The sequence below is a fragment of the Amycolatopsis sp. NPDC059235 genome (assembly GCF_042754125.1).
Classification (GTDB): domain Bacteria; phylum Actinomycetota; class Actinomycetes; order Mycobacteriales; family Pseudonocardiaceae; genus Amycolatopsis; species Amycolatopsis albidoflava.
This window is the reverse complement of record NZ_JBHZAG010000050.1, coordinates 21,196-46,045: the sequence shown is the minus strand read 5'-3', so window position 1 is coordinate 46,045 and position 24,850 is coordinate 21,196. Positions and strand designations below refer to the sequence as shown.

The following is a 24,850-nucleotide window of genomic DNA, read 5'->3' as shown; positions in this document are numbered from 1 at the left end:
TCCCCTCGGACGGTCTGGCAACCGCCAGACTAGCGAGAACGCACCGCGGGCCTGCGCTGCCAGCCAGTCCACAGCGGCCGGTAACCCTGCGCGTACCAGAACGGCGTCGACCGCGGATTCGCCACGGCGTGGTGCAGCAGCACGACATCCGCGCCCGCCTCGTCGAAGACCTGGTGCGCGTGCGCGGCCAGCGCGGTGCCGACACCGGACGACCGAGCCGTCTCGGAAACCGCCAGCGACGACAGGTAGCCCACCCGGGAAGCGGCGACCCGGTGCCGGATCCAGCCGGTCTCGTCGGGCATCTGCAGCACGACCATGCCGAGCGGCTGGCCGTAGAGCTCCGCGATCCACACCTGCGGCTCGGGCCGTTCGAGGTGGTGCAGCAGTTCCTTGGTGATCAGCTCCTCGACGCCGGGACGGAGCGTGATCCGGCCGAACTGCGCGTCGTACCGCTGCAATTCCAGCTGCAGCGCGACCGCGGTGGACAGGTCGTCCGGCGTCGCGTGCCGGATGCAGACGCCGGGCGTCGCGTCGGGCCCGGCGGCCATCCGCTGCGCCGGGCGGACCGCGAGGACGCCGACCGGGGCGAAGCCGTGCCGGAGGAGTTCGGTGGCTCCGGCGGTGTCGCGGCTGGGCCGGGAGAGCACCGCGGCGCACTCGGTATCCCCCACTCGGGCGAGGGACCCCAGGTGTTCATCCCATCGAGTGAGCAAAGCGTCGAGGCCGGCGGCCGGATCGGGACCGGCGAGCTGGACCTCCAGCCGGTGCTCGACAAGCGCCCGCCACATCGAGCGGGGGCTGTCCGGGCCGAGTCCGGTACAGGTCGTCAGACCGGCCGCGGTGGTGTCGCCGACCTCGGCGGAAAGCAGGGCGGAATCCCCTCCGACCTCGAAGGGGAGCGGCGCGGGAAGCAGCGCGTCCACCGTGGCGATGCGCGCCGCATGGCCGGTGGCTGTCACGTCGTTGTGCATGCCGCCATTGTCCGCCGGTCCGGGCGGAAAAGACCCCCAGAACACTCCCCGGCCCGGGGGTTCCGGGGCAAACCGGGAGTTTCACTCCTTGGTCCACGCAGGTCAGAGAAGAACGCCCATTGTTAACCCTGGGGTGATCTCCTACTGTCTCGAAAGGGACGCCGGTACGCCCTACGGGGTAAGGTGGCGCCCTCGCCCACACCTGACGTCACGGACGAGCGCGACCGGGCAGCCGGGAAGGAAGGTCGGATGCCGGACAGCAACGCCCATCCCGGTACCGCGCCGGAGGCGATGGGCTCGGGAGGTGCTGGCTCCGCACCGGCCGAAGGCCGCACGGACGAAAGCCGCTTCCGCGTTTACACCTTCTTCGTGCTGGGCCTCGGCCTGCTCGCGGCCTTCGCCGTCGGCGCCTGGCTGCCGTTCCACGGCTCGGCCAAGCTCTGGTGGATCGGCCCGGTGCTCGCGGTCGCGTTCCTGCTCGCCGAACAGCTCGGCATCAACGTCGACGTCCGCAGCGGCATTTCGTGGACCATCTCATTCACCGAGATTCCGCTGGTAATCGGTTTCTTCGTCGCCCCGTTCGAAGTGGTGCTCGCCGCGCATCTCGTGGCGGGCATCGGCACGCTGCTGGCCCGCAAGGTCGCCGGCCGGGTCCTCTACAACGCGGGCGCGTTCCTGCTCGAAATCACCGGCGCGTTCGCCGTCGCCGGGCTCGTGCACCTGGCCATGGGCGGCGGGCCGACCATGCCGTGGGTCGCCGCGCTCGCCGGCACGCTCACCGCGCCGCTGGTCAGCACCCTGCTCGCGCTGGCCGCCGTGCGCGTGCTGCGCCGCCGGATGCGCGTGAGCACCGCGATCCGGCTGACCGGCCGCATCCTCGTGGTCGGATTCGTCAACGCCTCGGTCGGCCTCACCGGCTACCTCGTCATCGCGAGCACTCCGCAGGCCTGGCCGCTGGTGCTGGCGGTGTTCCTCGGCCTGACCGCGCTGTACTGGGCTTATTCCGATCTGCTTCGCGAACAGCGGGACATGGAAGCGCTGTCCGACGTCAGCCTGATGGTCGCGCGGTCCGGCCAGCAGGCGGCAGCACGTCCGGCGAGCCGCGCCGAGGAACTGGTGGGCGGAGTCGACGTGCGCGAATGGGCCACGATCGCCGAGCGGATCAAGGACCAGCTCGCCGCCGGACGCGTCGTGCTCCGGCTGCGGCTCGAGGCCGACGATCCGATGCGCGTCGTGGTCGCGGGCAACGAACTTCCGGCCTCCGACCCGGCCAACGACGACCCGCTGCTGCGCCTGCCCGGCGCGCACGTCCGGCACTTCCGGATCACCGAAGCCAACCCGGACGTCCGCGCGGCGCTGCTGGAACGCAGTGCGCAGGAAGCACTCGTGGTGCCGCTGCGCAGTGCGAACCGGCTGCTCGGCGTCGTCGAAGCACACGACCGGCTCTCCCGCTGGCGCGGCTTCGGCAAGTACGACGTCCAGCTGCTCGGCACGATGGCCAGCCACCTCGCGACGTCGCTCGACAACCGCCGGCTGCTCGCCACGCTCCGCCACGACGCCTACCACGACCCGCTCACCGGGCACCTGAATCGGCCGGGTTTCCAGCAGGTCTCGCGGGATCCGCTGCGCGAATCGGCGGAGGTCGTGGTGCTGCGGATCGACCTCGACGTCTTCTCCACGGTCAGCGACGCGCTCGGCTACTCGTGGGCGGACCGGATGGTCGTCGCCGCGGGCACCCGCATCCGCGGCGCACTCGGCCCGGACGTCCCGCTCGCCCGGCTCGAAGGCGCGTCCTTCGCCGCGCTGCTCGTGGACTGCACGGTCGACGACGCGCATCAGGCGGCCGAACGCCTGCGGGTGCAGCTGTCCGAGCCGTATCCAGTGGACCGGCTTTCCGTCGAGGCCAACGCGATGATCGGCTACGCCAGCTCCGTGGACGACGCTGGCGAAGTCGACGTCGACGGCCTGCTGCAGCGCGCCGACGTCGCGGTCCGGGCGACCCGAGGCGGCGAGGAAGTGCGCGGCTATGTGCCGAGCATGGGACAGATCTTCCTGCGCCGCTTCCAGATGGTCACGCAGTTCCGGCAATCGCTGGAAGACGGCCACGTCTCCGTGCACTACCAGCCGAAGGTGACGCTGCCGAACCGTCAGGTGCAGGGCGTCGAGGCACTCGTGCGCTGGGTGCACCCGGAGTTCGGCCGGCTCGGCCCGGACGAGTTCGTGCCCGCGATCGAAGCGGCCGGCCTGATCGGCGTGCTGACGTCGTTCGTGCTGGAGGAATCGCTGAAGCGCGTGCGCAAGTGGCTCGACGAGGGCCTGCGCATCTCCGCGGCGGTGAACCTCTCGGTGCGGAATCTGTCCGACGACGACTTCCCGGCGAAGGTCCAGCGCGAACTGGAGCGCTTCGACGTGCCGCCGGAACTGCTGACGTTCGAGCTGACCGAGTCCGGCGTGATGTCGGACCCGCAGAAGGCGCTGCCGATCCTGCGCGAGCTGCATTCGCTGGGCATCGTGCTGGCGGTGGACGACTTCGGCACCGGCTATTCGTCGCTCGCGTACCTGCGCCAGCTGCCGGTGGACCAGGTCAAGATCGACAAGAGCTTCGTGCTCGGCATGGGCACGGATCTCGGCGACCTCGCGGTGGTGCGGTCGATCGTCGAGCTCGGTCACTCGCTGGGCCTGACGGTGGTGGCGGAAGGCGTCGAGGAAGACGTGGCGCGCGATCAGCTCGAGGCGATGGGATGTGACGTCGCACAGGGTTATCTGATCTCGCGGCCGCTGCCGGAGGACCGCCTGGAGGCGTGGCTGCAGGCCCGCACGGCGCGCTCGCCGGGGCGGCATTCGGAGACAGTGCTGACCCTGCTGACCTGAGCTTTTGCGGTTAACCGACCCCGGTTGCACGGCCGGGTGAAGCCCCTTGCTAATCTTTCCAAGTCCTCGCGAGAGGCAGGCCCCTTTAGCTCAGTCGGCAGAGCGTCTCCATGGTAAGGAGAAGGTCTACGGTTCGATTCCGTAAAGGGGCTCGCGAGTAGGCGAGCTATGTCTGCGGAAAACGCAGACGTGGCTCGCTTCGCGGCGTCCATCTGGGGGTCGAACCCCCAGACCCCCGCCAGGGGGCAAGCCCCCTGGACCCCCAGGCCGGGTCACCTTGACCTGGTGGGTTGAGGCGGGGTGGGTGTCACGTAGGGCGGTGTAGCTCAGTTGGCAGAGCAAGCGGCTCATAATCGCTGTGTCGCCGGTTCAAGTCCGGCCACCGCTACGCGGTAACGACGGGGCTGGCCCCCGGATCTGAGAGAGAAGGAAACGCTGTGGCTGCCACCGACGTGCGACCCAAGATCACGCTGGCGTGCGAGGAGTGCAAGCACCGCAACTACATCACCAAGAAGAACCGGCGCAACAACCCGGATCGCCTGGAGATGAAGAAGTTCTGCCCGAACTGCGGTACGCACCGGACTCACAAAGAGACCCGCTGACGCAGGCGGTCTTTTACCAGCTTCGAAAAGCCGTCCCGGCCACGCGCCGGGGCGGCTTTTCGCTGTCCGCCTACTGACCAGTTCTGGCACCCGCGCGGGACGGCGCCGCGGTTCGGTTAGCCTTCTTCGCGTGCCTTTGGACCAGTCGTTCACCGGGCGGGAGTACCCGTCGGACAGCAAGTACTTCGTGAGCCGGGAGAAGATCCGCGAGTTCGCCGACGCGATCGGGGACCCGAACCCGGTGTACCGCGACCCGGAGGCGGCCCGCGCGGCCGGCCACCCGGACGTGCTCGCGCCGCCCACCTTCCTCACCATCCTCAACCTGCCGAAGATCAACGGCATCGTGACCGACCCCGCGCTCGGCCTCGACTACTCCCGGATGGTCCACGGCGACCAGGGCTTCCGCTACGAGCGCCCGGTGCACGCCGGCGACGAGCTGGAGATCTCGGCCAAGATCGAAGCGATCATGGCGAGGGCGGGCAACGACTTCATCAACCTCCGCGCGGAAATCACCGACGCGGACGGCAAACTCGTGTGCACGACGCGGGCGCAGCTCGTGGTGCGGGGGGCGGAAGCGTGAACATCGGCGACGAACTGCCTCCGCTGGAGGTCCGCATCACGCGCGACCAGCTGGTCCGCTACGCCGGGGCCTCGCTCGACTTCAACCCGATCCACTGGAACGAGAACTTCGCGACCAAGGTCGGCCTCCCGGACGTGATCGCGCACGGCATGCTCACCATGGCCCTGTCCGGCCGCATCGTCACCGACTGGCTCGGCGACCCGGCCCGCCTCGTGGACTTCAGCACGCGCTTCACCCGCCCGGTCGTGGTGCCGGACAACGACGAGGGCGCGCTGGTCGAGGTCACCGGAAAGGTCGGAGCCCTGACGGACGAGGGCCTGGCCCGGATCGACCTGACGGTGAAGTTCGAGGGCAAGACCGTACTGGGCAAACCGCAAGCCCTCGTCCGCCCCTGACGCCGCCTGACGCCACGGGCCGCGAGGCTTGCGTTCCTGCGAAAAGTCCGTGAGGGGAACCCTGAGGGACTCTGATTCCCTCAGGGTTCCCCTCACGGACCTCGGTGCCGCGCGCCAGACTCGTGGATGGGGTGAGAACCCCGGGCTGCGGCATCAGTGCACGCCCAGCACTGACTCCACCGCCCCGGCCATCCCGGCTTCGCCCCGTGCGTTCGGGTGCAGCGCCGCGGCCGAGGAGGTCGGGACCACTCCCTCGACCCACTTCACGTCCGAGTTCGCGCAGACGTCGTGCCCCTTGCTCGGCTCGGCCGTGTCCGCGAACCCGGCGTCGTGAGACTTGGCCTGGTCGGACAGGGCGTCGTTGAGCTTCCCGAGCGCGTCCCGCAGATACGCCACATCACCGCTGCCCAGCGGAAGGACCGGCCAGCAGCCGTCGCCGTCCGGGAGGACCGTCGGGTAGCCGACGACCACCACGCGCGCCTTCGGGGCTTTCTTGTGGATCTGATCGAGCGCGGTGCCGACCTTCTTCGCGGTGTCGCTGATGCGGTCGGCCAGCTGGTCTTTGCCGCCCGCGGTGAGCCGGTCCTTGCACGGCGAGGCGCTTTCGTGGGCGGTCACGCAGGACTGCGCCAGTGCGATGAATCCCACATCGTTGCCGCCGATGCCCAGGGTGACCAGCGTCGTGTCCGCGGTGACCGAGTCGAACTGCGGCGGGTTCGAGCCCTTGCGCGTCGACTGGGTGTCGCTCAAGTCGTCCGTCGTCGCGCCACTGCAGCTGACGTCCACGAACTTCGCCGGCTTCAGCTTCGCGGACACCAGGTGCGGATAGTTGTTGTCCGAGCGCGCGCATCCGGCCGGCGAGCCTGACTGCTTCCCGGTGCGCGGCGCCGACGTGTACGAGTCGCCGAGTGCGACGTACCGGCCGCTGCCGCCGCCGGTGTCCGCGCCGGACGGCGGCGCGGTCGACGAGTCGTGCTTCGACTTGTAGTAGCCGACGGCCAGCAACGCCCCCACGACAACGAGGACGAGCAACCCGCATCCACCGCTCTTGTTAGCCCCCACTCGACCGTTCTACCGGTCCCGCCCCGCGCCGACGACCCGCTTACGGGTGATCACGCAAAGACAGCACCGTGCAGTTCGCCTGCCAGCTCCAGCGCGTGCGGGACGGTTTCGGCCACATAGTGCAGATCGACCAGCGCCTCGGTGATGCCGTCGGCTTCGGCGGCCTTGAGCTGACCTGCGACGTCCTCGACGGTCGCGACCTTCGAACCCGGCGTCGGGTTGATCCGCAGCACCCGGCGCAGCGACTCCGGATCCCGCCCCGCCTTCTCCGCGGATTCGACGACCACCGCCCACTTCTGGCGCAGCATCGGGATCGGAAGCCCGGCGGGCAACCAGCCGTCGGCGATCCGGCCGACGCGCCGCAGCGCCGCGTCCGACGCCCCGCCCAGCAGCACCGGCGGGCCGGGCCGCTGCATCGGACGGAGGCCGATCAGGGAGTCCGGGATGTCCCAGCGTTCGCTCTGGTGCCCGGCGGGGTCCGCGGTCCACAGCGTCCGCAGCACCTCGACCAGCTCGGCCAGCCGCGCGCCGCGGTGCTCCCACGGCACCCCGGCGGCGGTGTACTCGTCGCGAAGCCAGCTGAGCCCGAGGCCGACGTCGAGCCGGCCGCCGGACAGCAGGTCCAGCGACGTGAGGGAGCGCGCCAGCAGCACCGGCGAGTAGAGCGGGCCGTTGAGAGTGCTCGACCCCAGCCGCGCGGACTCCGTCGAGTTCGCCGCGATGGTGAGCGCCAGCAGTGGATCGACGAAGCGGACGAACTCCGGCGGGTACGGCCGTTCGGGTGTTCCGGACGGGTAATAGGTCTTGGGGGAGACCGGGGTCAGGACCCGGTCGCCGACCCACAGCGAGGCGAAGCCGATGCGCTCGGCTTCGGTGGCGAAGCCGGCGATGGCGGAGGGGTCGGCGAGCTTGCCGTACTGCGGCAGCGCCAGTCCGAGCCGGAAGGTGGTCACCGGGTCTCCTGTGTTTGATTGCCACGGCTCCGCCGTGGCGGCGAGATCGCCTCAAGCCGATTTCTTCCCTCCCGATTCGCTCGGCCTGGGGGCCGAGCGAATCGCTCAGTCCAGAAATCGGCGCGATCTCGCGGTCCTGGTTTGCTTGGCGGACAACTAAGATCATCTTTGGTCAAGCCGGTCTTGGCTGCCTGGCGGGGAAATGCGTGGCGAACTCGGCCATTTTGGTTGCCTCGCCAGGAATCCGGGGCGATCGCGAAGGCGGGCTGCCCGGCGAGCGAGAGGGGCTCGGCGGTGGCTTCGCGATTAATCGGATTTCGGTGCACGCGCTTATATTGGCACGTTCGGGTGATCTTCGCCGTGGGGTCCGGGAACCTGCCCGAGAGTGCCGGAACGGTCGTCCCGGGGGCGCCGCGCGGGCGTCGAGGGGGCTGGGTTGCAAGGCAACATCCGGCTTGCCGTAGACTTCGGAACTCGGAACGCACTACGGTCATCCCCGCCGGATGGTGGGGACGATGGAATGCGTCCTCCGGAGCCAGGGTGACCGGGCTCCACAGGGGTGTAGCTCAATTGGCAGAGCAGCGGTCTCCAAAACCGCAGGTTGCAGGTTCAAGTCCTGTCACCCCTGCGTACGGGAACTGGTGGAGCGGAGGAGTGGTCGTGAGCGACAGCGACGCCAGCGGCGAGCACGAGCAGGACGATTCGGGCAAGCAGTCCGGAGTCGAATCCCGCCCGGTGTCCGCCGCGGCTCGACGCGAACGCCGCGCTTCCGCTCGGCCGGCAGGCAAGTCCGAGGCACGGCCGGGCTCGACCCGTCCGTCCGGCAAGGCGGGCGACAAGGTCGCGAAGCCCGCCGACGCCAAGGGCGCGCCGACCCCTAAGCGGGACCGGAAGGCGAAGAAGGCCTCGGTGTTCGCCCGGTTCACGCGGTTCATCCGCGAGGTCTGGGCCGAGCTGCGCAAGGTCATCTGGCCCAACCGCAAGCAGATGGTCACCTACACCGCCGTCGTGCTGGTGTTCGTGGTGTTCATGGTGGCCCTCGTGAGCGGCCTCGACCTCGGCTTCAAGGAGCTGGTCGGGCTGGTCTTCGGCTGACGCCCGACGGGCGCGCCACCGCGCTGGCCGGGCCCCGGTCCGGCCCGGCAAGCGATCAACTGAGAGGACGGAACGTGACCTCCGACAACGGCACCGAAGCCGGTCGCGACCTGACCGAGCTTTCCGACGAGCAGGTGCAGACGGCACCCGGCGACGAGGAGTCCGCCGAGTCCGTCGAGGTGCCCGTCGCCGAGGACGAGGTCGCCGCCGCCACCGACGAGTCCGAGGAATCGGACGACGACGCCGACGTGACCGAGCCCGCCCCCGAGGCGGACGACCCGGTCGCCGCGCTGCGCGCCGAGCTCAAGGCCGCGCCGGGCGAGTGGTACGTCGTGCACTCGTACGCCGGTTACGAGAACAAGGTCAAGACCAACCTCGAGACGCGTACCCAGACCCTGGACGTCGAGGACTACATCTTCCAGATCGAGGTTCCGACCGAAGAGGTCACCGAGATCAAGAACGGCCAGCGCAAGCAGGTGCAGCGCAAGGTGCTGCCCGGCTACATCCTGGTCCGGATGGACCTCAACGACCAGTCGTGGAGCGCGGTGCGCAACACCCCGGGCGTCACCGGGTTCGTCGGGGCCACCTCGCGGCCGTCGCCGCTGACCGTGGACGAGGTGCTGAAGTTCCTCGCCCCGCAGGTCGAGAAGGAAGCACCGGCCAAGGCAGCCAAGGGCGGGGAATCCGCCGCGGCCGCGACGTCCGGCGCGCCCGCCGTCGAGGTCGACTTCGAGGTCGGCGAGTCGGTCACCGTCATGGACGGCCCGTTCGCCACGCTGCCCGCCACGATCTCCGAGGTCAACGTCGACGGGCAGAAGCTGAAGGTCCTGGTGTCGATCTTCGGCCGGGAGACCCCGGTCGAGCTCTCGTTCAGCCAGGTCTCCAAGATCTGACGGCCGGGCCATCCCGGTCGGCAGTCCCCGCGTACTGGCAGGTGTGCGGGGGACTCACGTCAGTTAAGAAGGACACAAGGTAATGCCACCCAAGAAGAAGAAGCTTGCGGCGATCATCAAGCTGCAGATCAAGGCGGGTGCGGCCAACCCCGCGCCGCCGGTCGGCCCGGCGCTGGGTCAGCACGGCGTCAACATCATGGAGTTCTGCAAGGCCTACAACGCCGCGACCGAGTCGCAGCGCGGGGACGTCGTCCCGGTCGAGATCTCCGTCTACGAAGACCGGTCGTTCGACTTCAAGCTGAAGACGCCGCCGGCCGCCAAGCTGCTGCTCAAGGCCGCAGGCGTGGAGAAGGGCTCCGGCGAGCCGCACAAGACCAAGGTCGCCAAGGTCACCTGGGACCAGGTCCGCGAGATCGCGAAGACCAAGGAGACCGACCTCAACGCGCACGACATCGACCAGGCCGCGAAGATCATCGCCGGTACTGCCCGCTCCATGGGCATCACGGTCGAGTAATTGCTTCAGCCTCGCTGAAGCAAGACCCGTGGGAGAGCCAGGTGCTGGCTCGTCACCACACTGATCCACTGACTTACTAAGGACAGAAGCATGACCAAGCACAGCAAGGCCTACCGCCAGGCCAGCGAGCTGATCGACAAGGCGCGCCTCTACGCGCCGCTCGAGGCCGTGAAGCTGGCGAAGGAGACCTCCAAGACGAAGATGGACGCGACCGTCGAGGTCGCGATGCGTCTCGGGGTCGACCCGCGCAAGGCCGACCAGATGGTCCGCGGCACCGTGAACCTGCCGCACGGCACCGGTAAGACCGCCCGCGTCATCGTCTTCGCCGTCGGCGACAAGGCCGCCGAGGCCGAAGCCGCCGGCGCGGACGCGGTCGGCACCGACGAACTGATCGAGCGCATCCAGGGTGGCTGGCTCGACTTCGACGCCGCGATCGCGACGCCGGACCAGATGGCCAAGGTGGGCCGCATCGCCCGCATCCTCGGCCCGCGCGGCCTCATGCCGAACCCGAAGACCGGCACGGTGACCCCCGCGGTCGAGAAGGCCGTGAAGGACATCAAGGGCGGCAAGATCAACTTCCGCGTCGACAAGCAGGCGAACCTGCACCTGGTGATCGGCAAGGCGTCGTTCGACATCGAGAAGCTGGTGGAGAACTACGCGGCCGCGCTGGACGAGATCCTGCGCGCCAAGCCGTCGTCGGCCAAGGGCCGCTACGTCAAGAAGATCACCTTCACCACCACGATGGGCCCGGGCATCCCGGTCGACCCGGCGCGGACCCGCAACCTCCTCACCGAGGACGCGGCGGTCTGAGTCGCACATCACGCGAAAGGGTGGTCACGCTTCGTGCGTGGCCACCCTTTTTTCGTGTCTCATGGACGTATGCCAACGACGTTCATCGCCCCCGACGGGCTCCAGCTGAGCTACACCGTCTGGGAGGGCGACGGACGGCACCGGCGGCCCGTCGTGCTGCACCACGGTTTCGCCGCCGACTCCCAGGTGAGCTGGGTCAACCCCGGAGTCGTGGACGCGCTGGTCAAGGCGGGCTTCACGGTGATCGCGCTGGACGCGCGCGGGCACGGCGAGTCGGAGAAGCCGCACGACCCGGCGGCCTACGGCGAGGACATCATGGCCGCGGACCTGACCGCGCTGTTCGACGAACTCGGCCTCGAAGAGGTCTGCCTGGCGGGCTATTCGATGGGCGCGATCGTCTCGCTCCTGGTGGCTACGCGTGACCGGCGGGTCCGCTGCCTCGCGGTCGGCGGGGTCGGAGCGGGCATCGTGGACTTCGGCGGCGTGGACGCCCGGGTGGTCAACCGAAGCCAGATCGCGGCGGGGTTGCTGGCCGAAGACCGGTCGGAGGTGCCCTCGGCGGCGCGCCCGTTCCGCCGGCTGGCCCGCCGGGCGGGCGCGGACGTCGAAGCGCTGGCCGCGGTCATGCACGCGACCCCGCACGGCCCGATGCGGCTGTCGAACCTCTCGGCGGCGACGCTGATCCTGGCCGGAGAGTCGGACGAGCTGGCGACGCAGCCGGAGCGCCTCGCGGCGGGGATCGCGGGCGCGCGGCTGGTGCGGGTTCCGGGGAACCACATGGAAGCGGTGGCGCACCCGGCTTTCGCGGCGTCGCTGGTGGACTTCTTCGCGTACTCGGACACGGGGGAGACCCGGTTGCCGATCAGCTCGCCTGCCTGACGGCGGTCAGCCCGGGGTAGAGGTCGCGGTCGGCGGCGCGCATTTCTCCGGTCCGCGTTGGTGTCCGGAGATCAGCCACTGTCCTTTTTCGACCTGCTTGACGGTGAAGTCGCCGAGCGCCGGGCCGCCGGTGATGGGGAAGTCGCACGACTTGATGACCACGTCCTCGCCCGGCGGCCATCCGGAACGCTTCGAGATCGACTCGGCGTAGGCGTCGACCGAACCGGGCGCGCGGTCGAGCCGGTCGTGCAGGCCTTGGACCGCCGCGGCACAGTCGGTGAAGCCGAGGTCAGTCGCGAACTTCAGTTGCGTGGCCTGGTCGAAAAGGCCGCAGACGTGGTCGACCATGCTCTTCTGCCCGGGACCGTGCTGCGCGATGCCGTCGTAGACGCGGCGGACCGATTCGTACGGCGAGGCCGTCGTGAGGATCTGGTTCGTGTGGTAGGTCCCGCCGCCCTCGGCGGCGATCTGGGCCGAGGTTTTGCCGTCGTCGCTGGGGAAGATCTGGTGGTAGCCCCAGTTGATCAGGATGCCCAGGATCACCAGGGCGATCACCCAGCCCAGGATTTTCCCGCCGAGGCGTTTCACCCAGCGCGGCACCGGGCGGCGGTTGCGCGGCGGTTCCTCGTACGCGGTCAGTGCGCCCGGCTGGTTCGGCGGCGCTGGCGGCTGGCCGCCGGCGAGCGGCTGCGGCTGACGGTTGCCCGCCGGGACCAAGCCCGCGTCGGGCACGGGAGCCGGTTCAGTGCCCTGCTGGGATTGGGTGAACCTCAGGTACTCCTGGAACCGCTGGAATTCCTGGAACTGGCGCAGCTGCTCGGGATCCAGCTGCTGCGGCTCGGCCGAGCCGCTCGGCTGCGGGAGATTCGGAGCGGGCGTTCGCGGCGCGACCTCGGCCCCGCCGGGTTGCGGAAGCGCGGGCGGCTGAGCCGAGGACTCACCCGAACCGGGAGACGGGGTTTCTTCCGGCTTTCCGTGATCACGCTGTTCCGCCACGTCACCAATGATGCCCGCTCCGCCGCGATTTCCCGAGACTGCCCTGGTTCTCGCAGCTCAGGAAGGGGGTGCCCGCGAACGCCGCGAAGCCCTCCCGTATGCTGGTCGACGGTTCTACCAAAGACCGCTGGTTTTCTCCGGATTCCCGGGGAACGAAGGTTCCGCAGTACGGCGGACGGCCTGCGCAGGAGGAACGAGGCTCACACCCCGGTCGCGAGACCGGGCAACGCCCCGCGTCTGCTGCGCGTGGGCGTTTTTGTCGTTCGGAGGCGCCTCCGACATGGCCAGTGGTGACACTAGCCAAGAGAGGAGGCGACCATGGCGAAGCCCGACAAGGTGGCGGCCGTCGCCGAGATCGCGGAGAGCTTCCGCAGCAGCTCGGCCACCGTCGTTACCCAGTACACCGGCCTCTCCGTGACTCAGCTGTCCCAGCTGCGCCGCGCTCTCGGCACCAGTGCCAAGTACCGGGTCGCGAAGAACACCCTCGTCAAGCGTGCCGCTGAGGACGCCGGTCTCGAGGGCGTCGAGGACCTGTTCGTCGGCCCGACCGCGATCGCCTTCGTGCAGGGCGAGGCAGTCGACGCCGCGAAGGCACTTCGCGACTTCGCGAAGGACAACAACGCGCTTGTCATCAAGGGCGGCTACATGGACGGCCGCGCGCTGTCCGTGGACGAGATCTCCAAGATCGCTGATCTCGACAGCCGTGAGGTGCTGCTCTCCAAGGCGGCGGGCGCGTTCAAGGCGAAGCTTTCCCAGGCCGCCGCGCTGTTCCAGGCGCCGGCGTCCCAGGTTGCCCGCCTGGCTGCCGCGCTGGAGGAGAAGCAGCGCAACGCCACCGGTACCGAAGCAGCCGAAGCACCCGCCGAGAGCTGAACCACCCCACCCCGAACGTTTTAGTTCGTTTTTCTGAGAGGAAGCCATCATGGCGAAGCTGAGCACCGCCGAGCTGATCGACGCCTTCAAGGAGCTGACCCTCCTCGAGCTGTCGGACTTCGTGAAGGAGTTCGAAGAGGTCTTCGACGTCACCGCCGCCGCCCCGGCCGCCGTTGTCGCGGCCGCCCCGGGCGCCGCTCCGGCCGAAGCCGCCGCGGAGCAGGACGAGTTCGACGTCATCCTCGACTCGGCCGGCGACAAGAAGATCCAGGTCATCAAGGTCGTCCGCGAGGTCGTCTCCGGTCTGGGCCTGAAGGAGGCCAAGGAGCTGGTCGAGGCCGCTCCGAAGGCGCTCCTGGAGAAGGTCGACAAGGAGGCCGCCGAGGCCGCCAAGGAGAAGCTCGAGGCCGCTGGCGCCAAGATCTCCATCAAGTGATCCCGGGCGCGCAAGCGCCTGCGTCACCTCGAAAGGGGCGGACACCCGACACGGGTGCCCGCCCTTTTTGCTGTCCGGAACAAAAAAGACGCACAGTCGCCGAACGGCCCGCGAGCGCTCTCGTTCAGGTGAACAAACTGTTCACCGGACGGCCTCGGGTCACCCCCTGTTTGCCGCGTTTCCGCCGGTTAACCCATCGGGATGAGCGCCGGTCGGCCATCTGGATCTGCGCCCGAACGTGACGTGCACTACCGTGCTGCCAGCGGTCGCCGTACTGGATCCCCGGCACGTGAGACGTGCACGGGGGCTGGCCAGAGAACAAAACTGGTGAGTAACCTGTTCGCGCTCAGCTCGTTGCACCTGGTTGAAGCGGAGTTCGCCGCGCGAGCTCCGCCGCTGCCAGCGGTGACGGGGCGGCGGTGCGCGACGACGCGGAACAGCTCCTGGAGGTGCGATGGGTGCCGAGGTGGTCATCGAAGGTCTGACGAAGTCCTTCGGAAAGCAGACCATCTGGCGGGACGTGACGCTGACCCTGCCTCCCGGCGAGGTCTCGGCGATGCTCGGCCCGTCCGGAACCGGCAAGTCCGTGTTCCTGAAGTCGATGATCGGCCTGCTCAAGCCGGACCGCGGACGGTGCGTCATCAATGGCGTCGACATCGTCACCTGCTCCGAGCACAAGCTGTACGAGATCCGGAAGCTCTTCGGCGTCCTGTTCCAGGACGGCGCGCTGTTCGGCTCGATGAACCTCTTCGACAACGTGGCCTTCCCGCTGCGGGAGCACACGAAGAAGTCCGAGACCGAGATCCGCCGGATCGTGCTCGAGAAGCTCGAGATCACCGGCCTCGCCGGCGCGGACAAGAAGCTCCCCGGCGAGATCTCCGGCGGTATGCGCAAGCGCGCCGGCCTCGCCCGCGCCCTCGTGCTGGACCCGGAGATCATCCTGGTCGACGAGCCGGACTCGGGTCTCGACCCGGTCCGCACGACCTACATCTCGCAGCTCTTCCTCGACGTCAACGCCCAGATCGACGCGACGTTCCTGATCGTGTCGCACAACATCAACCTCGCCCGCACGGTGCCGGACAACCTCGGCATGCTGTTCCGCAAGGAACTCGTCATGTTCGGCCCGCGCGAGGTGCTGCTGACCAGCGACGAACCGGTGGTCGAGCAGTTCCTCAACGGCCGCAAGCTCGGCCCGATCGGCATGTCCGAGGAGAAGGACAGCGCCCAGATGGCCCGCGAGCAGGCCGAGGCCGAGGCGGGCCACGGCGACGTGCTCAACGAGGACGTGCGCGGCGTCGTGCCGCAGATGCAGGTCAGCCCGGGCGTGCCGGAGCGCGGCGGGGCCAAGCGCCGGATGGACCGCGTGATGCGGATCCTGCACACGCTCCCGGCGGCGGCGCAGGAGGGGATCATCGAATCCCTCACCCCCGAGCAGCAGCGGCACTACAACGTGCGGCCCAACCCCGGTGCCTTCCACCACCAGGCGGGCCCCGAGGACACCCAGCAGCTGCCCCCGGTCAACGCGCCGGGTCCGGTGCCGAACCAGCACCAGGGACAGCTTCCCGCCGACCAGGTCGCGCAGATTCCGGGCGCGGACCGCCGGTCGCCCCGGCACGGGCAGGGTGGCGCGTGACCACCAGCACGGCCAAGATCCCCGGCTACGGAATGCTGCGGGAGACCGGGAACCTCTTCGCGCTCGGCCTCGACATCATCCGCGGCATCTTCCAGCGCCCGTTCCAGTTCCGCGAGTTCATCCAGCAGGCCTGGTTCGTCGCGAGCGTGACGATCCTGCCGACCGCGCTCGTCGCGATCCCGTTCGGCGCGGTCATCTCGCTGCAGTTCGGCGCGCTCGCCCGCCAGCTCGGCGCGCAGTCCTACACCGGTGCCGGTTCGGTGCTGGCGACCGTGCAGCAGGCCAGTCCGCTGGTCACCGCGCTGCTGGTGGCCGGTGCGGGAGGAAGCGCGGTCTGTGCTGATATTGGCGCGCGGACCATCCGCGAGGAGATCGACGCGATGGAGGTGCTGGGCGTCTCCGCGGTCCAGCGCCTGATCGTGCCCCGCACGCTCGCCATGATGCTCGTCGCGCTTCTGCTCAACGGCATGGTCAGCGTCATCGGCGTGCTCGGCGGCTACTTCTTCAACGTCGTGCTCCAGGGCGGCACCCCGGGCGCGTACCTGTCCAGCTTCTCCGCGCTCGCGCAGCTGCCCGACCTCTGGGTCGGCGAGATCAAGGCGCTGATCTTCGGCTTCATCGCCGCGGTCGTGGCGGCCTATCGCGGCCTGCACCCGAGCGGCGGTCCGAAGGGCGTCGGCGACGCGGTGAACCAGTCGGTGGTCATCACGTTCCTGCTGCTGTTCGTGGTGAACTTCGTGATCACGCTGATCTACCTGCAGCTCGTGCCCGGAAAGCTGGACTGACCATGACGTTCCTTTCGGGGGCGAAGCGGATCGCCAACCGCCCGCTGGAAACCCTGGACACGCTCGGCGACCAGATGTCGTTCTACGGCCGGGCTCTGCTGTGGACGCCGCGCACGCTGCGCCGCTACACCAAGGAAGTGCTGCGGCTGCTGGCCGAGGTGAGCTTCGGCTCCGGCTCGCTCGCGGTCATCGGCGGCACGGTCGGCGTGATGGTCGGCCTGACGCTGTTCACCGGTGTCCTCGTCGGCCTGCAGGGCTACTCGGCGCTGAACTCGATCGGCACCTCGGCCTTCACCGGCTTCCTCACCGCGTTCTTCAACACCCGTGAGATCGCGCCGCTGGTGGCCGGGCTGGCGCTGTCGGCGACGGTCGGCGCGGGCTTCACCGCGCAGCTCGGCGCGATGCGGATCTCCGAGGAGATCGACGCGCTCGAGGTGATGGGCGTGCCGAGCCTCCCGTACCTGGTGACCACGCGGATCATCGCCGGGTTCGTGGCGGTGATCCCGCTGTACATCATCGGCCTGCTGAGCTCGTACCTCGCCTCGCGGCTGGTCGTTATCTATATCTACGGACAATCCGCGGGTACCTACGACCATTACTTCGACCTGTTCCTACCACCGCAAGACGTGCTCTATTCGTTCATCAAGGTGCTGATCTTCAGCGTTTTGATCATTCTTTCGCACTGTTACTTCGGGTACCGGGCCACCGGCGGTCCGGCCGGGGTGGGCGTGGCCGTCGGCCGCGCGGTGCGGCTTTCCATCGTCACGGTTTCGGTCGTGAACTTCTTCATCGGTTTCGCGATTTGGGGAACCGACGTCACGGTGAGGATTGCGGGATGACCACACTACGGCGCAGGTTGCTCGGCCTGCTGCTGGTGGCGGTGCTCGTCGGCGGGATCGCGCTCAGCATCGCGATGTACGACAAGGCGTTCAGCAAGTTCGTCACCGTGAAGCTCGACGCGGGCCACATCGGCAACCAGCTGCTCAAGCAGTCGGACGTGAAGGTCCGCGGATTGATCGTCGGTTCGGTGCAGGACATCAAGGCGACCGAGAACGGCGCGGAACTGACGCTGGCGATGGACCCGGAGTCGGTGAAGCTGATTCCGGAGAACGTGTCCGCGCGATTCCTGCCGAAGACGTTGTTCGGCGAACGCTATGTGTCGCTGCAGATTCCGCAGGACCCTTCGAGCAAGACGCTTTCCCAGGGCGACGTGATCACCCAGGACCGCACTTCCGGCGCGGTCGAACTGGACCAGGCGCTCGAACACCTGATGCCGGTGCTGCAGGCGGTGCAGCCGCAGAAGCTGTCCAGCACGCTCACCGCGATCTCGACCGCGCTGCAGGGCCGGGGCAAGCCGCTCGGCGAGACGCTTTCGCAGCTCGGCCAGTACATCGGCGACCTGAACCCGCACGAGCCGGAACTGCAGCACAACCTGCAGGCGCTCGCGGAGTTCTCCGGCCACCTGAGCAACGCGACGCCGGATCTGGTGCAGAGCCTGGACAACCTGAGCACGACCACCCGCACCGTGGTGGCCGAGCAGGGGAACCTGTCGAGCCTGTACGGCAACCTCACCACGGCGTCGCAGGACCTGCAGTCGTTCCTGGAGGCGAACTCGCAGAACCTCATCAGCCTCGCCAGCACCGCGCGGCCGACCGCCGAACTGCTCGCCAAGTACTCGCCGGAATACCCGTGCGTGCTGAAGCAGATGGCGAAGGTCGTGCCGGTCGCGGACGCGGCGCTGGGCAAGTACAACGGCAAGCCCGGCCTGAACGCCACCATCGAGATCGTCGTGAACCGCGGGCCGTACAAGCCGGGCGAGGAGCCGAGGTTCGAGGACAAGCGCGGTCCGCGCTGCTACGACCTCAACCCCGCGCCGGACCCGTTCCCGCAGCAACCGCCGGACGGTCCGTTCAAGGACGGCACCAAACAGGGCGCGGCTCCGAAGACCGTCGGCGAGGGCCTGAACCCGGCCAACTTCAAGGCGGACGCGGCCGGGGCCAACGGCGGCGGCACGTCGGGCGGCAACCCGGTCAACACCGCGGCTGAGAACGACTTCCTCGCCGCGCTGGTCGGCCCGGAGACGGGGATGTCGCAGAGCCAGTTCCCGGGCTGGGGCTCGCTGCTCGTCGGCCCGCTCTACCGGGGCACGGAGGTGACGGTCAAGTGAGGGGACTCGCCGCACCGCTGATCAAGCTGACCATCTTCGTGGTGGTCACGGTCCTGTTCACGACCGTGCTCGGCATCAGCATCGCGAACATCAACACCACCAGCACCAGCGCCTACTCCGCGCGCTTCACCGACGCCACGCTCCTGCTGCCCAACGACGACGTGCGCATCGCGGGCGTCCGGGTCGGACAGGTCAAGGACGTGAAGATCGTCGACAAGCGCCAGGCGCAGGTGGACTTCGAGGTCGACTCGGGACGCAAGCTCCCGGCGGGCGTCACCGCGCAGATCAAGTTCCGCAACCTGGTCGGCCAGCGCTACGTCTCGCTCGGCGAGGGCGACGACACCAGCGGCGCGACGCTCAAGCCGGGCGAATCGATCCCGCTCGAGCGCACCACGCCCGCGCTGGACCTGACCGAGCTGTTCAACGGCTTCAAGCCGCTGTTCACCGCGCTGAACCCGGCTGATGTGAACAAGCTGTCGTACGAGGTCATCCAGGTCCTGCAGGGCGAGGGCGGCACGGTGCAGAGCCTGCTGTCGCACACCGCTTCGCTGGCCACCACGATCGCGAACAAGGACCAGGTGATCGGCGAGGTCATCGACAACCTCAACTCGGTCCTCGACACGGTCAACCAGCACACCCCGCAGCTCAACGACCTGATCGTGAAGCTGCAGCAGCTGGTGTCCGGCCTCGCCGCGGACCGCAAGCCGATCGGCGACGCGATCGACGGGCTGGGCAACCTGGCCACCACGACCGCCGGGCTGCTGACCGACGCGCGGGCTCCGCTGAAGGACGACATCGCGGCCCTTGGCAAGCTCACCACGAACCTGAACCAGAACGAACCGCTCGTCGAGCACTTCATCCAGTTCATGCCGAAGAAGGTCAGCGCGCTCACCCGCACCGCCGACTACGGCTCGTGGTTCAACTTCTACGCGTGCGAGATGACGGGGACGGTCGGCGCGCCGCCGCTGCTGCCGAACACGAACTTCACGCTCTTGCCGACGAACCGGGACAGGTGCAAGGGATGAAGTCCTTCCAGAAACGCAACCCGATCCCGATCGCGCTGGTCGGCATCGCGGTCATGGCGCTCGGCCTCGTCGCCGCGATGAACTCCGAGGACCTGCCGGTGATCGGCGGCGGCACCACCTACAGCGCGGACTTCTCCGAAGCCGCCGGGCTGCAGAAGGACAACGACGTGCGGATCGCCGGCGTGAAGGTCGGCAAGGTGTCCGACATCAAGCTGGACGGCGCGTCGGTCAAGGTGTCGTTCAAGGTCAAGGACGCCTGGATGGGCGACAAGACCACGGCGGCGATCAAGATCAAGACGCTGCTCGGCCAGAAGTACCTCGCGCTCGACCCGCAGGGCAACGGCAACCTCGACCCCGGCGCGCCGATCCCGCGCGACCGCACGATGTCGCCCTACGACGTGCTCGACGCGTTCCGCGGCCTGTCGCAGACGGTCGACGCGATCGACACGAACCAGCTGTCGAAGAGCTTCGAGGCGATCACCCAGACGTTCTCGAACACTCCGCAGGACGTGAAGGGCGCGCTGTCCGGGCTGTCGAAGCTGTCGGACACGATCGCCAAGCGTGATTCGCAGCTGGCGAACCTGCTGGCCAACACGCGCCAGGTGTCGCAGACGCTGGTCGACCGCGACGCCGAGGTGCAGAAGCTGATCACCGACGGCAACCAGCTGCTCGACGAGATCGGCAAGCGCGAGCAGGCGATCAAGACGCTGCTGGAAGGTTCGAAGCAGCTGTCGACGCAGTTGCAGGGCCTGGTCGACGACAACGACGGCCAGCTGAACCCGGTGCTCACCCAGCTCGACCAGCTCACGTCGATGCTGCAGCGCAACCAGGATTCGCTGGCACAGGGAATCCAGAAGTTCGCCCCGTTCATCCGGGTCTTCAACAACACGATCGGCACCGGGCACTGGTTCGACAACTACATCTGCGGCCTGGTGCTTCCCTCGGTCGGCCCGCTCAATCCGGAGGGGTGCAACTCCAAATGACCGACACCCGCTTCGGCCAGTCGCTCACCCGCGGCTTCACGATCGCGATCGTGCTCGCGCTCGTGGTCGCGGGCGCGCTCTGGTGGACCCTCAAGGACGCCGGCCGCAACCACCTGACCGCGTACTTCGCCGGCGCCGTCGGCCTCTACGAGGGCAACAGCGTCCGGATGCTCGGCGTGGACATGGGCACGGTGACCAAGATCCAGCCGATGGGCAACCAGGTCCGGGTCGACCTCGAATACGACCGCTCGGTCGCGGTGCCCGCCGACGCGAAGGCGCTGATCGTGTCGCCGTCGCTGGTCAGCGACCGCTACATCCAGCTCGCCCCGGCCTACACCGGCGGCCCGCGCATCTCCGACGGCGCGACGATCGGCCTCGACCGCACCGAGGTGCCGCTGGAGGTCGACCAGCTCGCCGCCAGCCTGGCGAAGGTCAGCGAGACGCTCGGACCCAACGGGGCCAACAAGAACGGCTCGCTCTCGGACCTGCTGAACACCGCGGCGAACAACCTCGACGGCAACGGCAAGGCGCTGCACGACACGATCACCAAGCTCGGGCAGGCGTCCGGCACGCTGGCGGGCAACAAGGACGACCTCTTCCAGACGGTGCAGAACCTCGGCAAGTTCTCCCAGTCGCTGGCCAACAGCGACGGCCAGGTGCGCCAGTTCGAGAGCCAGCTCGCCGACGTGAGCGGATTCCTGGCCGGGGAGAAGGACAATCTCGCCCAGACCGTGCAGCAGCTGGGCACCACGCTGCAGTCGGTGCAGGGCTTCATCGAACGCAACCGCGGCCGGTTGAAGTCCAATGTGGACAAACTGGCCAGCGTGACCAAGGTGCTGGTGGACCAGCGCAGCTCGCTCGCCGAGATCCTCGACGTCGCGCCGGTCGCGCTCTCCAACATCGTCGGCGTCTACAACGGCTCGTCCGGCACGCTCGACGCGCGGCCGAACCTCAACGAGCTGACCCAGCCGCCGCTGGTGATGGTCTGCAGCCTGCTCAAGCAGACCTCGGTGACCAAGCAGCTGCTCGGCAACGCCTGCGACGGCATCGCGAAGGTGGTCGACGGCGTGGTTCCGCTCCCGTCCACCGCGCAGGTGTTGCAGGCGATGCAGAACGGCCAGCTGCCGCCGCTGCCGCTCCCGCTGCAGGGCCAGGTCTACGGGACGCAGGGGAGCTGACGTGAAGCGACTGACGAAGTTCGCCGCGGGCGGGGCGCTCACCACGGTGACCGCGCTCGTGCTGAGCGGCTGCGCGTTCAACGGCGTCTACGACGTCCCGCTTCCCGGCGGGGCCGACCTCGGCAGCCACCCGTACACGCTGAAGATCCAGTTCAAGGACGTGCTCGACCTCGTCCCGCAGTCCGGGGTGAAGGTCAACGAGGTGCCGGTCGGGCAGGTCAAGGCGATCGGGCTGACGCCGGACGGCTGGCACGCCGAGGTGACCGTCGAGGTCAACGGCGACGTCAAGCTGCCCGCCAACGCGATGGCCAACGTGAAGCAGTCGAGCCTGCTCGGCGAGAAGTACGTGGAGCTGGCGTCGCCGGGCGGCACCGAGGCGACCGGGCAGCTGGCGAACGGGGCGACCATCCCGCTCGCGCGCACCGGCCGCGACGTCCAGGTCGAGGAGGTGCTCGGCGCGCTGTCCCTGCTGCTCAACGGCGGCGGCGTGGAGCAGCTCAACACGATCACCAAGGAGCTCAACAACGCCACCGCCGGCCGCGAGCCGGACATCAAGGCGCTGCTGTCCAACGCGAACGAGCTGGTCACGAACCTCGACAACCAGTCGGCCAACATCACCCGCGCGCTCGACGGCCTCAACCGGCTGTCGATGACCCTGCGGGACCAGAAGGACAAGCTGGTCGGCGCGGTCGACAACCTCGGGCCCGGGCTCGGGGTGCTGGAGCAGCAGCGCGGCCAGCTGGTGACCATGCTGAACGCGCTCAACAACCTCTCCGGCGTCGCGACCGACACGGTGAACAAGAGCAAGGCGGACCTGGTGGCCGACCTGAAGGCGCTCACGCCGACGCTGCAGAAGCTCGGCGAGGCGGGCAGCGACCTGCCCAAGGCGCTGGAGATCCTGCTGACCTATCCGTTCACCGACCAGGCCTACAACGACGTCAAGGGCGACTACTTCAACCTGTTCGCCAAGGTCGACCTGAACCTCAAGGACGTCATCGACAACCTCGGCCGCAGCAGGCAGAACGGGCTGAACGGGCTGCTCCCGGTTCCCGGGCTGACCGGCGGCGTCGAGGGCTCGCCGGCGAACCAGCCGCCGCCGCTGTCGTTCCCGGGCAGCCAGCCCGCCGGGCAACAGCAGCAGGCTCCGTCCTCGACCGGCGGCCAGGGCGGCGGGCAGCCGTCGCAAGGCGGGTTGTCCGGCCTGTTCGGGGTGCTTTCCGGAGGTGCTGGCTGATGTTGTTGCGCAGGACGAAAATCCAGCTGGTGTTGTTCGCGATCATCTCGGTCGTGGCCATCGTGTACGCGCTGATCCGCTTCGCCGGCCTCGGCACGGTGTTCGGCAGCAGCGGCTACACGGTGAAGCTGCAGCTCAACGAATCCGGCGGGATCTTCACCAACGCCGAGGTGACCTATCGCGGCTTCAACGTCGGCCGCGTCGGGCAGCTGCGGCTGACCCAGACCGGCCTCGAAGCCGACCTGAACATCGACCCGTCGGCCCCGCGGGTGCCGTCCGACCTCGACGCGGTGATCGCCAACCGGTCCGCGGTCGGCGAGCAGTACGTCGACCTGCGGCCGAAGAACGACCAGGGCCCCTACCTCGCGGGCGGTTCGGTGATCCCGGTCGCGCGCACGAGCACCCCGGTCAGCACCGACCGGCTGCTCGGCGACCTCGACTCGCTGTCGTCCTCGGTGCCCACCGACGCGCTGCGGAAGGTCGTCGACGAGTCCTACGACGCGTTCCGCGGCACCGGCGGCGACCTGCAGCAGCTGCTCGACACCGCGCGCAGCTTCACCACCACCGCGCAGCAGTACCTGCCGCAGACCGTGCAGCTGCTGCAGGCGGGCGGCAAGGTGCTGGACACGCAGAACGACGAGGCGTCGAACTTCGCGTCCTTCTCCAAGAGCCTCAACCAGCTCAGCGGGACGCTCAAGAACTCCGACGGCGACCTGCGCAAGCTGATCGGCGTCACCCCGCAGGTGGCGACCCAGATCAGCCAGGTCGTCAAGGACACCGGGCCCGGTCTCGGCGCGCTGACCGCGAACCTGCTCACGACGGCCAACCTGACCGTGACCCGGCTGGACGGCCTCGAACAGGGCCTGGTGACCTATCCGGCACTGGCGGCCGCCGCGCCGTCGGTGGCCCCCGGCGACGGGACCGCGCACCTCGGCCTGGTGCTGAACCTGTTCAACCCGCCGTCGTGCACGAAGGGCTATCTGCCCTACAGCCAGTACCGGCCGGGTTCGGACACCTCGGTCCGGCCGGAGGACGACAAGGCCTACTGTGCCGAGCCGAAGGGGAGCCCGATCAACGTCCGGGGTTCCCAGAACGCGCCCTACAACGGCGTGCCGGTGCAGCCGTCGCAGCAGGACATCGCGGCCAACCAGAACCGGCCCGCGCAGCAGCTGCAGGAGCAGCGCGACGCGCAGGTGCCCGGTGTCGTCGGCAGCCCCGGGGTCTCGCTGAACAGCATGGGCTCGCTGCTGGGACTCGGCTGACCGGGATTTGATGACTGTTACCTACTCTGGAGTGTTATGAGTGCCGAGCACGCGGTCGCCGAGGAAGAGGTGACCGCTGATACGCCCGAACCGGCTTCGGCCGGTGCGGCGCAGGAAAAGTGGACGCTTCCCGGATCGCCGCGCGTCTGGCTGCTCGGGTCCGGGGCGTTCGCCCTCGCCGCGCTGGTGGTGGCGATCGTGTTCGGGATCATGTGGCTGGTCGCGGAGATGGACGGCGACCGGGACCTCGCCTCGGCGCGCGACGACGTGCTCAAGGACGGCTCGGCCGCGGTACTGGCCTACACCCAGGTCGACTACCAGCACCTCGACGACTACTTCGCCAAGCAGAAGGACGTGTCCAGCGACGACATGGCGAAGCAGATCGCGCAGGCCCAGCCGAACTACTCGAAGGCGCTGACCGACCAGAAGGTCAAGGTCACCACCACGATCCAGGACATCGCGGTCGAGGAGCTCAACGACCACGACGGAAAGGCCAGCTTCCTGGCCGCGATCAGCACGGACACGTCGGCGGGCGGCAAGAACGCCACCAAGGCGCTGCGGCTCGAGGTCCAGATGACCCGGGTCGACGGCAAGTGGAAGCTGTCCGGGATCGACCAAGTGCCGCTCGTCGCCGCCGGCCAGTAGCTTCACCC

At 68.6% G+C, this 24,850-nt stretch carries 25 protein-coding genes and 3 tRNA genes; 24 read left to right on the top strand and 4 right to left on the bottom strand.

Annotated elements, in window-relative coordinates; genetic code table 11:
- Positions 1-29: 29 nt before the first annotated feature.
- Positions 30-971, bottom strand: coding sequence for a GNAT family N-acetyltransferase (locus ACFXI3_RS28235; RefSeq protein WP_344269936.1), 942 nt, complete (start codon positions 969-971; stop codon positions 30-32).
- 249 nt (positions 972-1,220) lie between these two features.
- Between ACFXI3_RS28235 and ACFXI3_RS28230 the strand changes: the two genes are divergently transcribed.
- The 6 genes from ACFXI3_RS28230 (at position 1,221) to ACFXI3_RS28205 (ending at position 5,419) form a co-directional block, all read left to right on the top strand.
- Positions 1,221-3,842 (top strand): putative bifunctional diguanylate cyclase/phosphodiesterase, encoded by a 2,622-nt coding sequence (locus ACFXI3_RS28230; RefSeq protein ID WP_378403478.1) that lies wholly within the window; start codon positions 1,221-1,223, stop codon positions 3,840-3,842.
- A 79-nt stretch (positions 3,843-3,921) separates the two neighbouring features.
- Positions 3,922-3,994, top strand: a tRNA-Thr gene (locus tag ACFXI3_RS28225).
- A 163-nt stretch (positions 3,995-4,157) separates the two neighbouring features.
- Positions 4,158-4,230 (top strand) — tRNA-Met (locus ACFXI3_RS28220).
- Between the two features lie 49 nt (positions 4,231-4,279).
- Positions 4,280-4,444 carry a 50S ribosomal protein L33 gene (gene rpmG, locus ACFXI3_RS28215; protein WP_005152047.1) on the top strand — a complete coding sequence of 55 codons (165 nt, stop codon included), beginning with the start codon at positions 4,280-4,282 and terminating at the stop codon, positions 4,442-4,444.
- Between the two features lie 130 nt (positions 4,445-4,574).
- On the top strand, positions 4,575-5,024 hold the full coding sequence (locus ACFXI3_RS28210; protein WP_344269986.1) for a MaoC family dehydratase N-terminal domain-containing protein: 450 nt from the start codon (positions 4,575-4,577) through the stop codon (positions 5,022-5,024).
- Positions 5,021-5,419, top strand: a complete 399-nt coding sequence (locus ACFXI3_RS28205) for a MaoC family dehydratase (protein WP_344269989.1) — start codon at positions 5,021-5,023, stop codon at positions 5,417-5,419. The genes ACFXI3_RS28210 and ACFXI3_RS28205 overlap by 4 nt, the downstream gene beginning before the upstream one ends.
- A 153-nt stretch (positions 5,420-5,572) precedes the next feature.
- On the opposite strand, the gene ACFXI3_RS28200 is transcribed toward ACFXI3_RS28205, so the two are convergent.
- Both ACFXI3_RS28200 and ACFXI3_RS28195 read right to left on the bottom strand, forming a co-directional pair.
- Entirely contained in the window at positions 5,573-6,481 is a 909-nt protein-coding gene (locus tag ACFXI3_RS28200) for an SGNH/GDSL hydrolase family protein (protein ID WP_378403475.1), read from the bottom strand.
- 50 nt (positions 6,482-6,531) lie between these two features.
- Positions 6,532-7,434, bottom strand: coding sequence for a TIGR03619 family F420-dependent LLM class oxidoreductase (locus ACFXI3_RS28195; RefSeq protein WP_378403473.1), 903 nt, complete (start codon positions 7,432-7,434; stop codon positions 6,532-6,534).
- 555 nt (positions 7,435-7,989) lie between these two features.
- Here ACFXI3_RS28195 and ACFXI3_RS28190 point away from each other — a divergent pair.
- From ACFXI3_RS28190 to ACFXI3_RS28165, 6 genes are all read left to right on the top strand, one after another.
- Positions 7,990-8,062, top strand: a tRNA-Trp gene (locus ACFXI3_RS28190).
- Positions 8,063-8,094: 32 nt separating this feature from the next.
- Positions 8,095-8,529, top strand: a complete 435-nt coding sequence (gene secE, locus ACFXI3_RS28185) for a preprotein translocase subunit SecE (RefSeq protein WP_161269654.1) — start codon at positions 8,095-8,097, stop codon at positions 8,527-8,529.
- A gap of 74 nt (positions 8,530-8,603) precedes the next feature.
- On the top strand, positions 8,604-9,422 hold the full coding sequence (gene nusG / locus ACFXI3_RS28180; protein WP_344270001.1) for a transcription termination/antitermination protein NusG: 819 nt from the start codon (positions 8,604-8,606) through the stop codon (positions 9,420-9,422).
- A gap of 82 nt (positions 9,423-9,504) precedes the next feature.
- A complete protein-coding gene (gene rplK, locus ACFXI3_RS28175) occupies positions 9,505-9,936 on the top strand; it encodes a 50S ribosomal protein L11 (protein ID WP_037360170.1) in 432 nt (143 codons plus the stop codon).
- A gap of 90 nt (positions 9,937-10,026) precedes the next feature.
- Positions 10,027-10,746, top strand: a complete 720-nt coding sequence (gene rplA / locus ACFXI3_RS28170; protein ID WP_344270008.1) for a 50S ribosomal protein L1 — start codon at positions 10,027-10,029, stop codon at positions 10,744-10,746.
- A 69-nt stretch (positions 10,747-10,815) separates the two neighbouring features.
- The gene (locus ACFXI3_RS28165) at positions 10,816-11,625 is read left to right on the top strand and encodes an alpha/beta fold hydrolase (protein ID WP_378403470.1); all 810 of its coding nucleotides are present in this window, start codon (positions 10,816-10,818) and stop codon (positions 11,623-11,625) included.
- A gap of 6 nt (positions 11,626-11,631) precedes the next feature.
- On the opposite strand, the gene ACFXI3_RS28160 is transcribed toward ACFXI3_RS28165, so the two are convergent.
- Entirely contained in the window at positions 11,632-12,621 is a 990-nt protein-coding gene (locus tag ACFXI3_RS28160; RefSeq protein WP_378403468.1) for a hypothetical protein, read from the bottom strand.
- A gap of 318 nt (positions 12,622-12,939) precedes the next feature.
- Here ACFXI3_RS28160 and rplJ point away from each other — a divergent pair, with 318 nt between their 5' ends.
- The 12 genes from rplJ to ACFXI3_RS28100 all read left to right on the top strand — a co-directional run bounded on the left by rplJ (position 12,940) and on the right by ACFXI3_RS28100 (position 24,842).
- The gene (rplJ, locus tag ACFXI3_RS28155) at positions 12,940-13,494 is read left to right on the top strand and encodes a 50S ribosomal protein L10 (protein ID WP_116200926.1); all 555 of its coding nucleotides are present in this window, start codon (positions 12,940-12,942) and stop codon (positions 13,492-13,494) included.
- A 49-nt stretch (positions 13,495-13,543) separates the two neighbouring features.
- On the top strand, positions 13,544-13,930 hold the full coding sequence (rplL, locus tag ACFXI3_RS28150; RefSeq protein WP_344270019.1) for a 50S ribosomal protein L7/L12: 387 nt from the start codon (positions 13,544-13,546) through the stop codon (positions 13,928-13,930).
- Between the two features lie 454 nt (positions 13,931-14,384).
- A complete protein-coding gene (locus ACFXI3_RS28145; protein ID WP_344270022.1) occupies positions 14,385-15,563 on the top strand; it encodes an ABC transporter ATP-binding protein in 1,179 nt (392 codons plus the stop codon).
- 32 nt (positions 15,564-15,595) lie between these two features.
- Entirely contained in the window at positions 15,596-16,348 is a 753-nt protein-coding gene (locus tag ACFXI3_RS28140) for an ABC transporter permease (protein WP_051165981.1), read from the top strand.
- Positions 16,349-16,350: 2 nt separating this feature from the next.
- Positions 16,351-17,187: an ABC transporter permease gene (locus ACFXI3_RS28135; RefSeq protein WP_344270025.1), complete on the top strand. Its 837-nt coding sequence runs from the start codon at positions 16,351-16,353 to the stop codon at positions 17,185-17,187.
- Positions 17,184-18,515 carry an MCE family protein gene (locus ACFXI3_RS28130; RefSeq protein ID WP_344270028.1) on the top strand — a complete coding sequence of 444 codons (1,332 nt, stop codon included), beginning with the start codon at positions 17,184-17,186 and terminating at the stop codon, positions 18,513-18,515. The genes ACFXI3_RS28135 and ACFXI3_RS28130 overlap by 4 nt, the downstream gene beginning before the upstream one ends.
- Positions 18,512-19,540 (top strand): MCE family protein, encoded by a 1,029-nt coding sequence (locus ACFXI3_RS28125; RefSeq protein WP_344270031.1) that lies wholly within the window; start codon positions 18,512-18,514, stop codon positions 19,538-19,540. Before ACFXI3_RS28130 ends, ACFXI3_RS28125 begins: the two co-directional genes overlap by 4 nt.
- Positions 19,537-20,523 (top strand): MCE family protein, encoded by a 987-nt coding sequence (locus ACFXI3_RS28120; protein ID WP_344270034.1) that lies wholly within the window; start codon positions 19,537-19,539, stop codon positions 20,521-20,523. The genes ACFXI3_RS28125 and ACFXI3_RS28120 overlap by 4 nt, the downstream gene beginning before the upstream one ends.
- Positions 20,520-21,701, top strand: a complete 1,182-nt coding sequence (locus tag ACFXI3_RS28115) for an MCE family protein (protein ID WP_378403464.1) — start codon at positions 20,520-20,522, stop codon at positions 21,699-21,701. Before ACFXI3_RS28120 ends, ACFXI3_RS28115 begins: the two co-directional genes overlap by 4 nt.
- A 10-nt stretch (positions 21,702-21,711) precedes the next feature.
- Positions 21,712-22,935, top strand: coding sequence for an MCE family protein (locus ACFXI3_RS28110; RefSeq protein ID WP_377926247.1), 1,224 nt, complete (start codon positions 21,712-21,714; stop codon positions 22,933-22,935).
- Positions 22,935-24,197: an MlaD family protein gene (locus ACFXI3_RS28105; RefSeq protein WP_344270043.1), complete on the top strand. Its 1,263-nt coding sequence runs from the start codon at positions 22,935-22,937 to the stop codon at positions 24,195-24,197. The genes ACFXI3_RS28110 and ACFXI3_RS28105 overlap by 1 nt, the downstream gene beginning before the upstream one ends.
- Before the next feature lie 36 nt (positions 24,198-24,233).
- Complete coding sequence (locus ACFXI3_RS28100; RefSeq protein ID WP_344270046.1) at positions 24,234-24,842, top strand: hypothetical protein; 609 nt, start codon at positions 24,234-24,236, stop codon at positions 24,840-24,842.
- Positions 24,843-24,850: the final 8 nt, after the last annotated feature.

Excerpts from the sequence above, each read along its gene's own strand:
- ACFXI3_RS28235 (WP_344269936.1), bottom strand. The coding sequence starts at position 971 with ATGCACAACGACGTGACAGCCACCGGCCATGCGGCGCGCATCGCCACG.
- ACFXI3_RS28230 (WP_378403478.1), top strand. The coding sequence starts at position 1,221 with ATGCCGGACAGCAACGCCCATCCCGGTACCGCGCCGGAGGCGATGGGC.
- rplK (WP_037360170.1), top strand. The coding sequence starts at position 9,505 with ATGCCACCCAAGAAGAAGAAGCTTGCGGCGATCATCAAGCTGCAGATC.
- rplA (WP_344270008.1), top strand. The coding sequence starts at position 10,027 with ATGACCAAGCACAGCAAGGCCTACCGCCAGGCCAGCGAGCTGATCGAC.
- ACFXI3_RS28165 (WP_378403470.1), top strand. The coding sequence starts at position 10,816 with ATGCCAACGACGTTCATCGCCCCCGACGGGCTCCAGCTGAGCTACACC.
- rplJ (WP_116200926.1), top strand. The coding sequence starts at position 12,940 with ATGGCGAAGCCCGACAAGGTGGCGGCCGTCGCCGAGATCGCGGAGAGC.
- rplL (WP_344270019.1), top strand. The coding sequence starts at position 13,544 with ATGGCGAAGCTGAGCACCGCCGAGCTGATCGACGCCTTCAAGGAGCTG.
- ACFXI3_RS28145 (WP_344270022.1), top strand. The coding sequence starts at position 14,385 with ATGGGTGCCGAGGTGGTCATCGAAGGTCTGACGAAGTCCTTCGGAAAG.
- ACFXI3_RS28140 (WP_051165981.1), top strand. The coding sequence starts at position 15,596 with ATGCTGCGGGAGACCGGGAACCTCTTCGCGCTCGGCCTCGACATCATC.
- ACFXI3_RS28135 (WP_344270025.1), top strand. The coding sequence starts at position 16,351 with ATGACGTTCCTTTCGGGGGCGAAGCGGATCGCCAACCGCCCGCTGGAA.
- ACFXI3_RS28130 (WP_344270028.1), top strand. The coding sequence starts at position 17,184 with ATGACCACACTACGGCGCAGGTTGCTCGGCCTGCTGCTGGTGGCGGTG.
- ACFXI3_RS28120 (WP_344270034.1), top strand. The coding sequence starts at position 19,537 with ATGAAGTCCTTCCAGAAACGCAACCCGATCCCGATCGCGCTGGTCGGC.
- ACFXI3_RS28115 (WP_378403464.1), top strand. The coding sequence starts at position 20,520 with ATGACCGACACCCGCTTCGGCCAGTCGCTCACCCGCGGCTTCACGATC.
- ACFXI3_RS28105 (WP_344270043.1), top strand. The coding sequence starts at position 22,935 with ATGTTGTTGCGCAGGACGAAAATCCAGCTGGTGTTGTTCGCGATCATC.
- ACFXI3_RS28100 (WP_344270046.1), top strand. The coding sequence starts at position 24,234 with ATGAGTGCCGAGCACGCGGTCGCCGAGGAAGAGGTGACCGCTGATACG.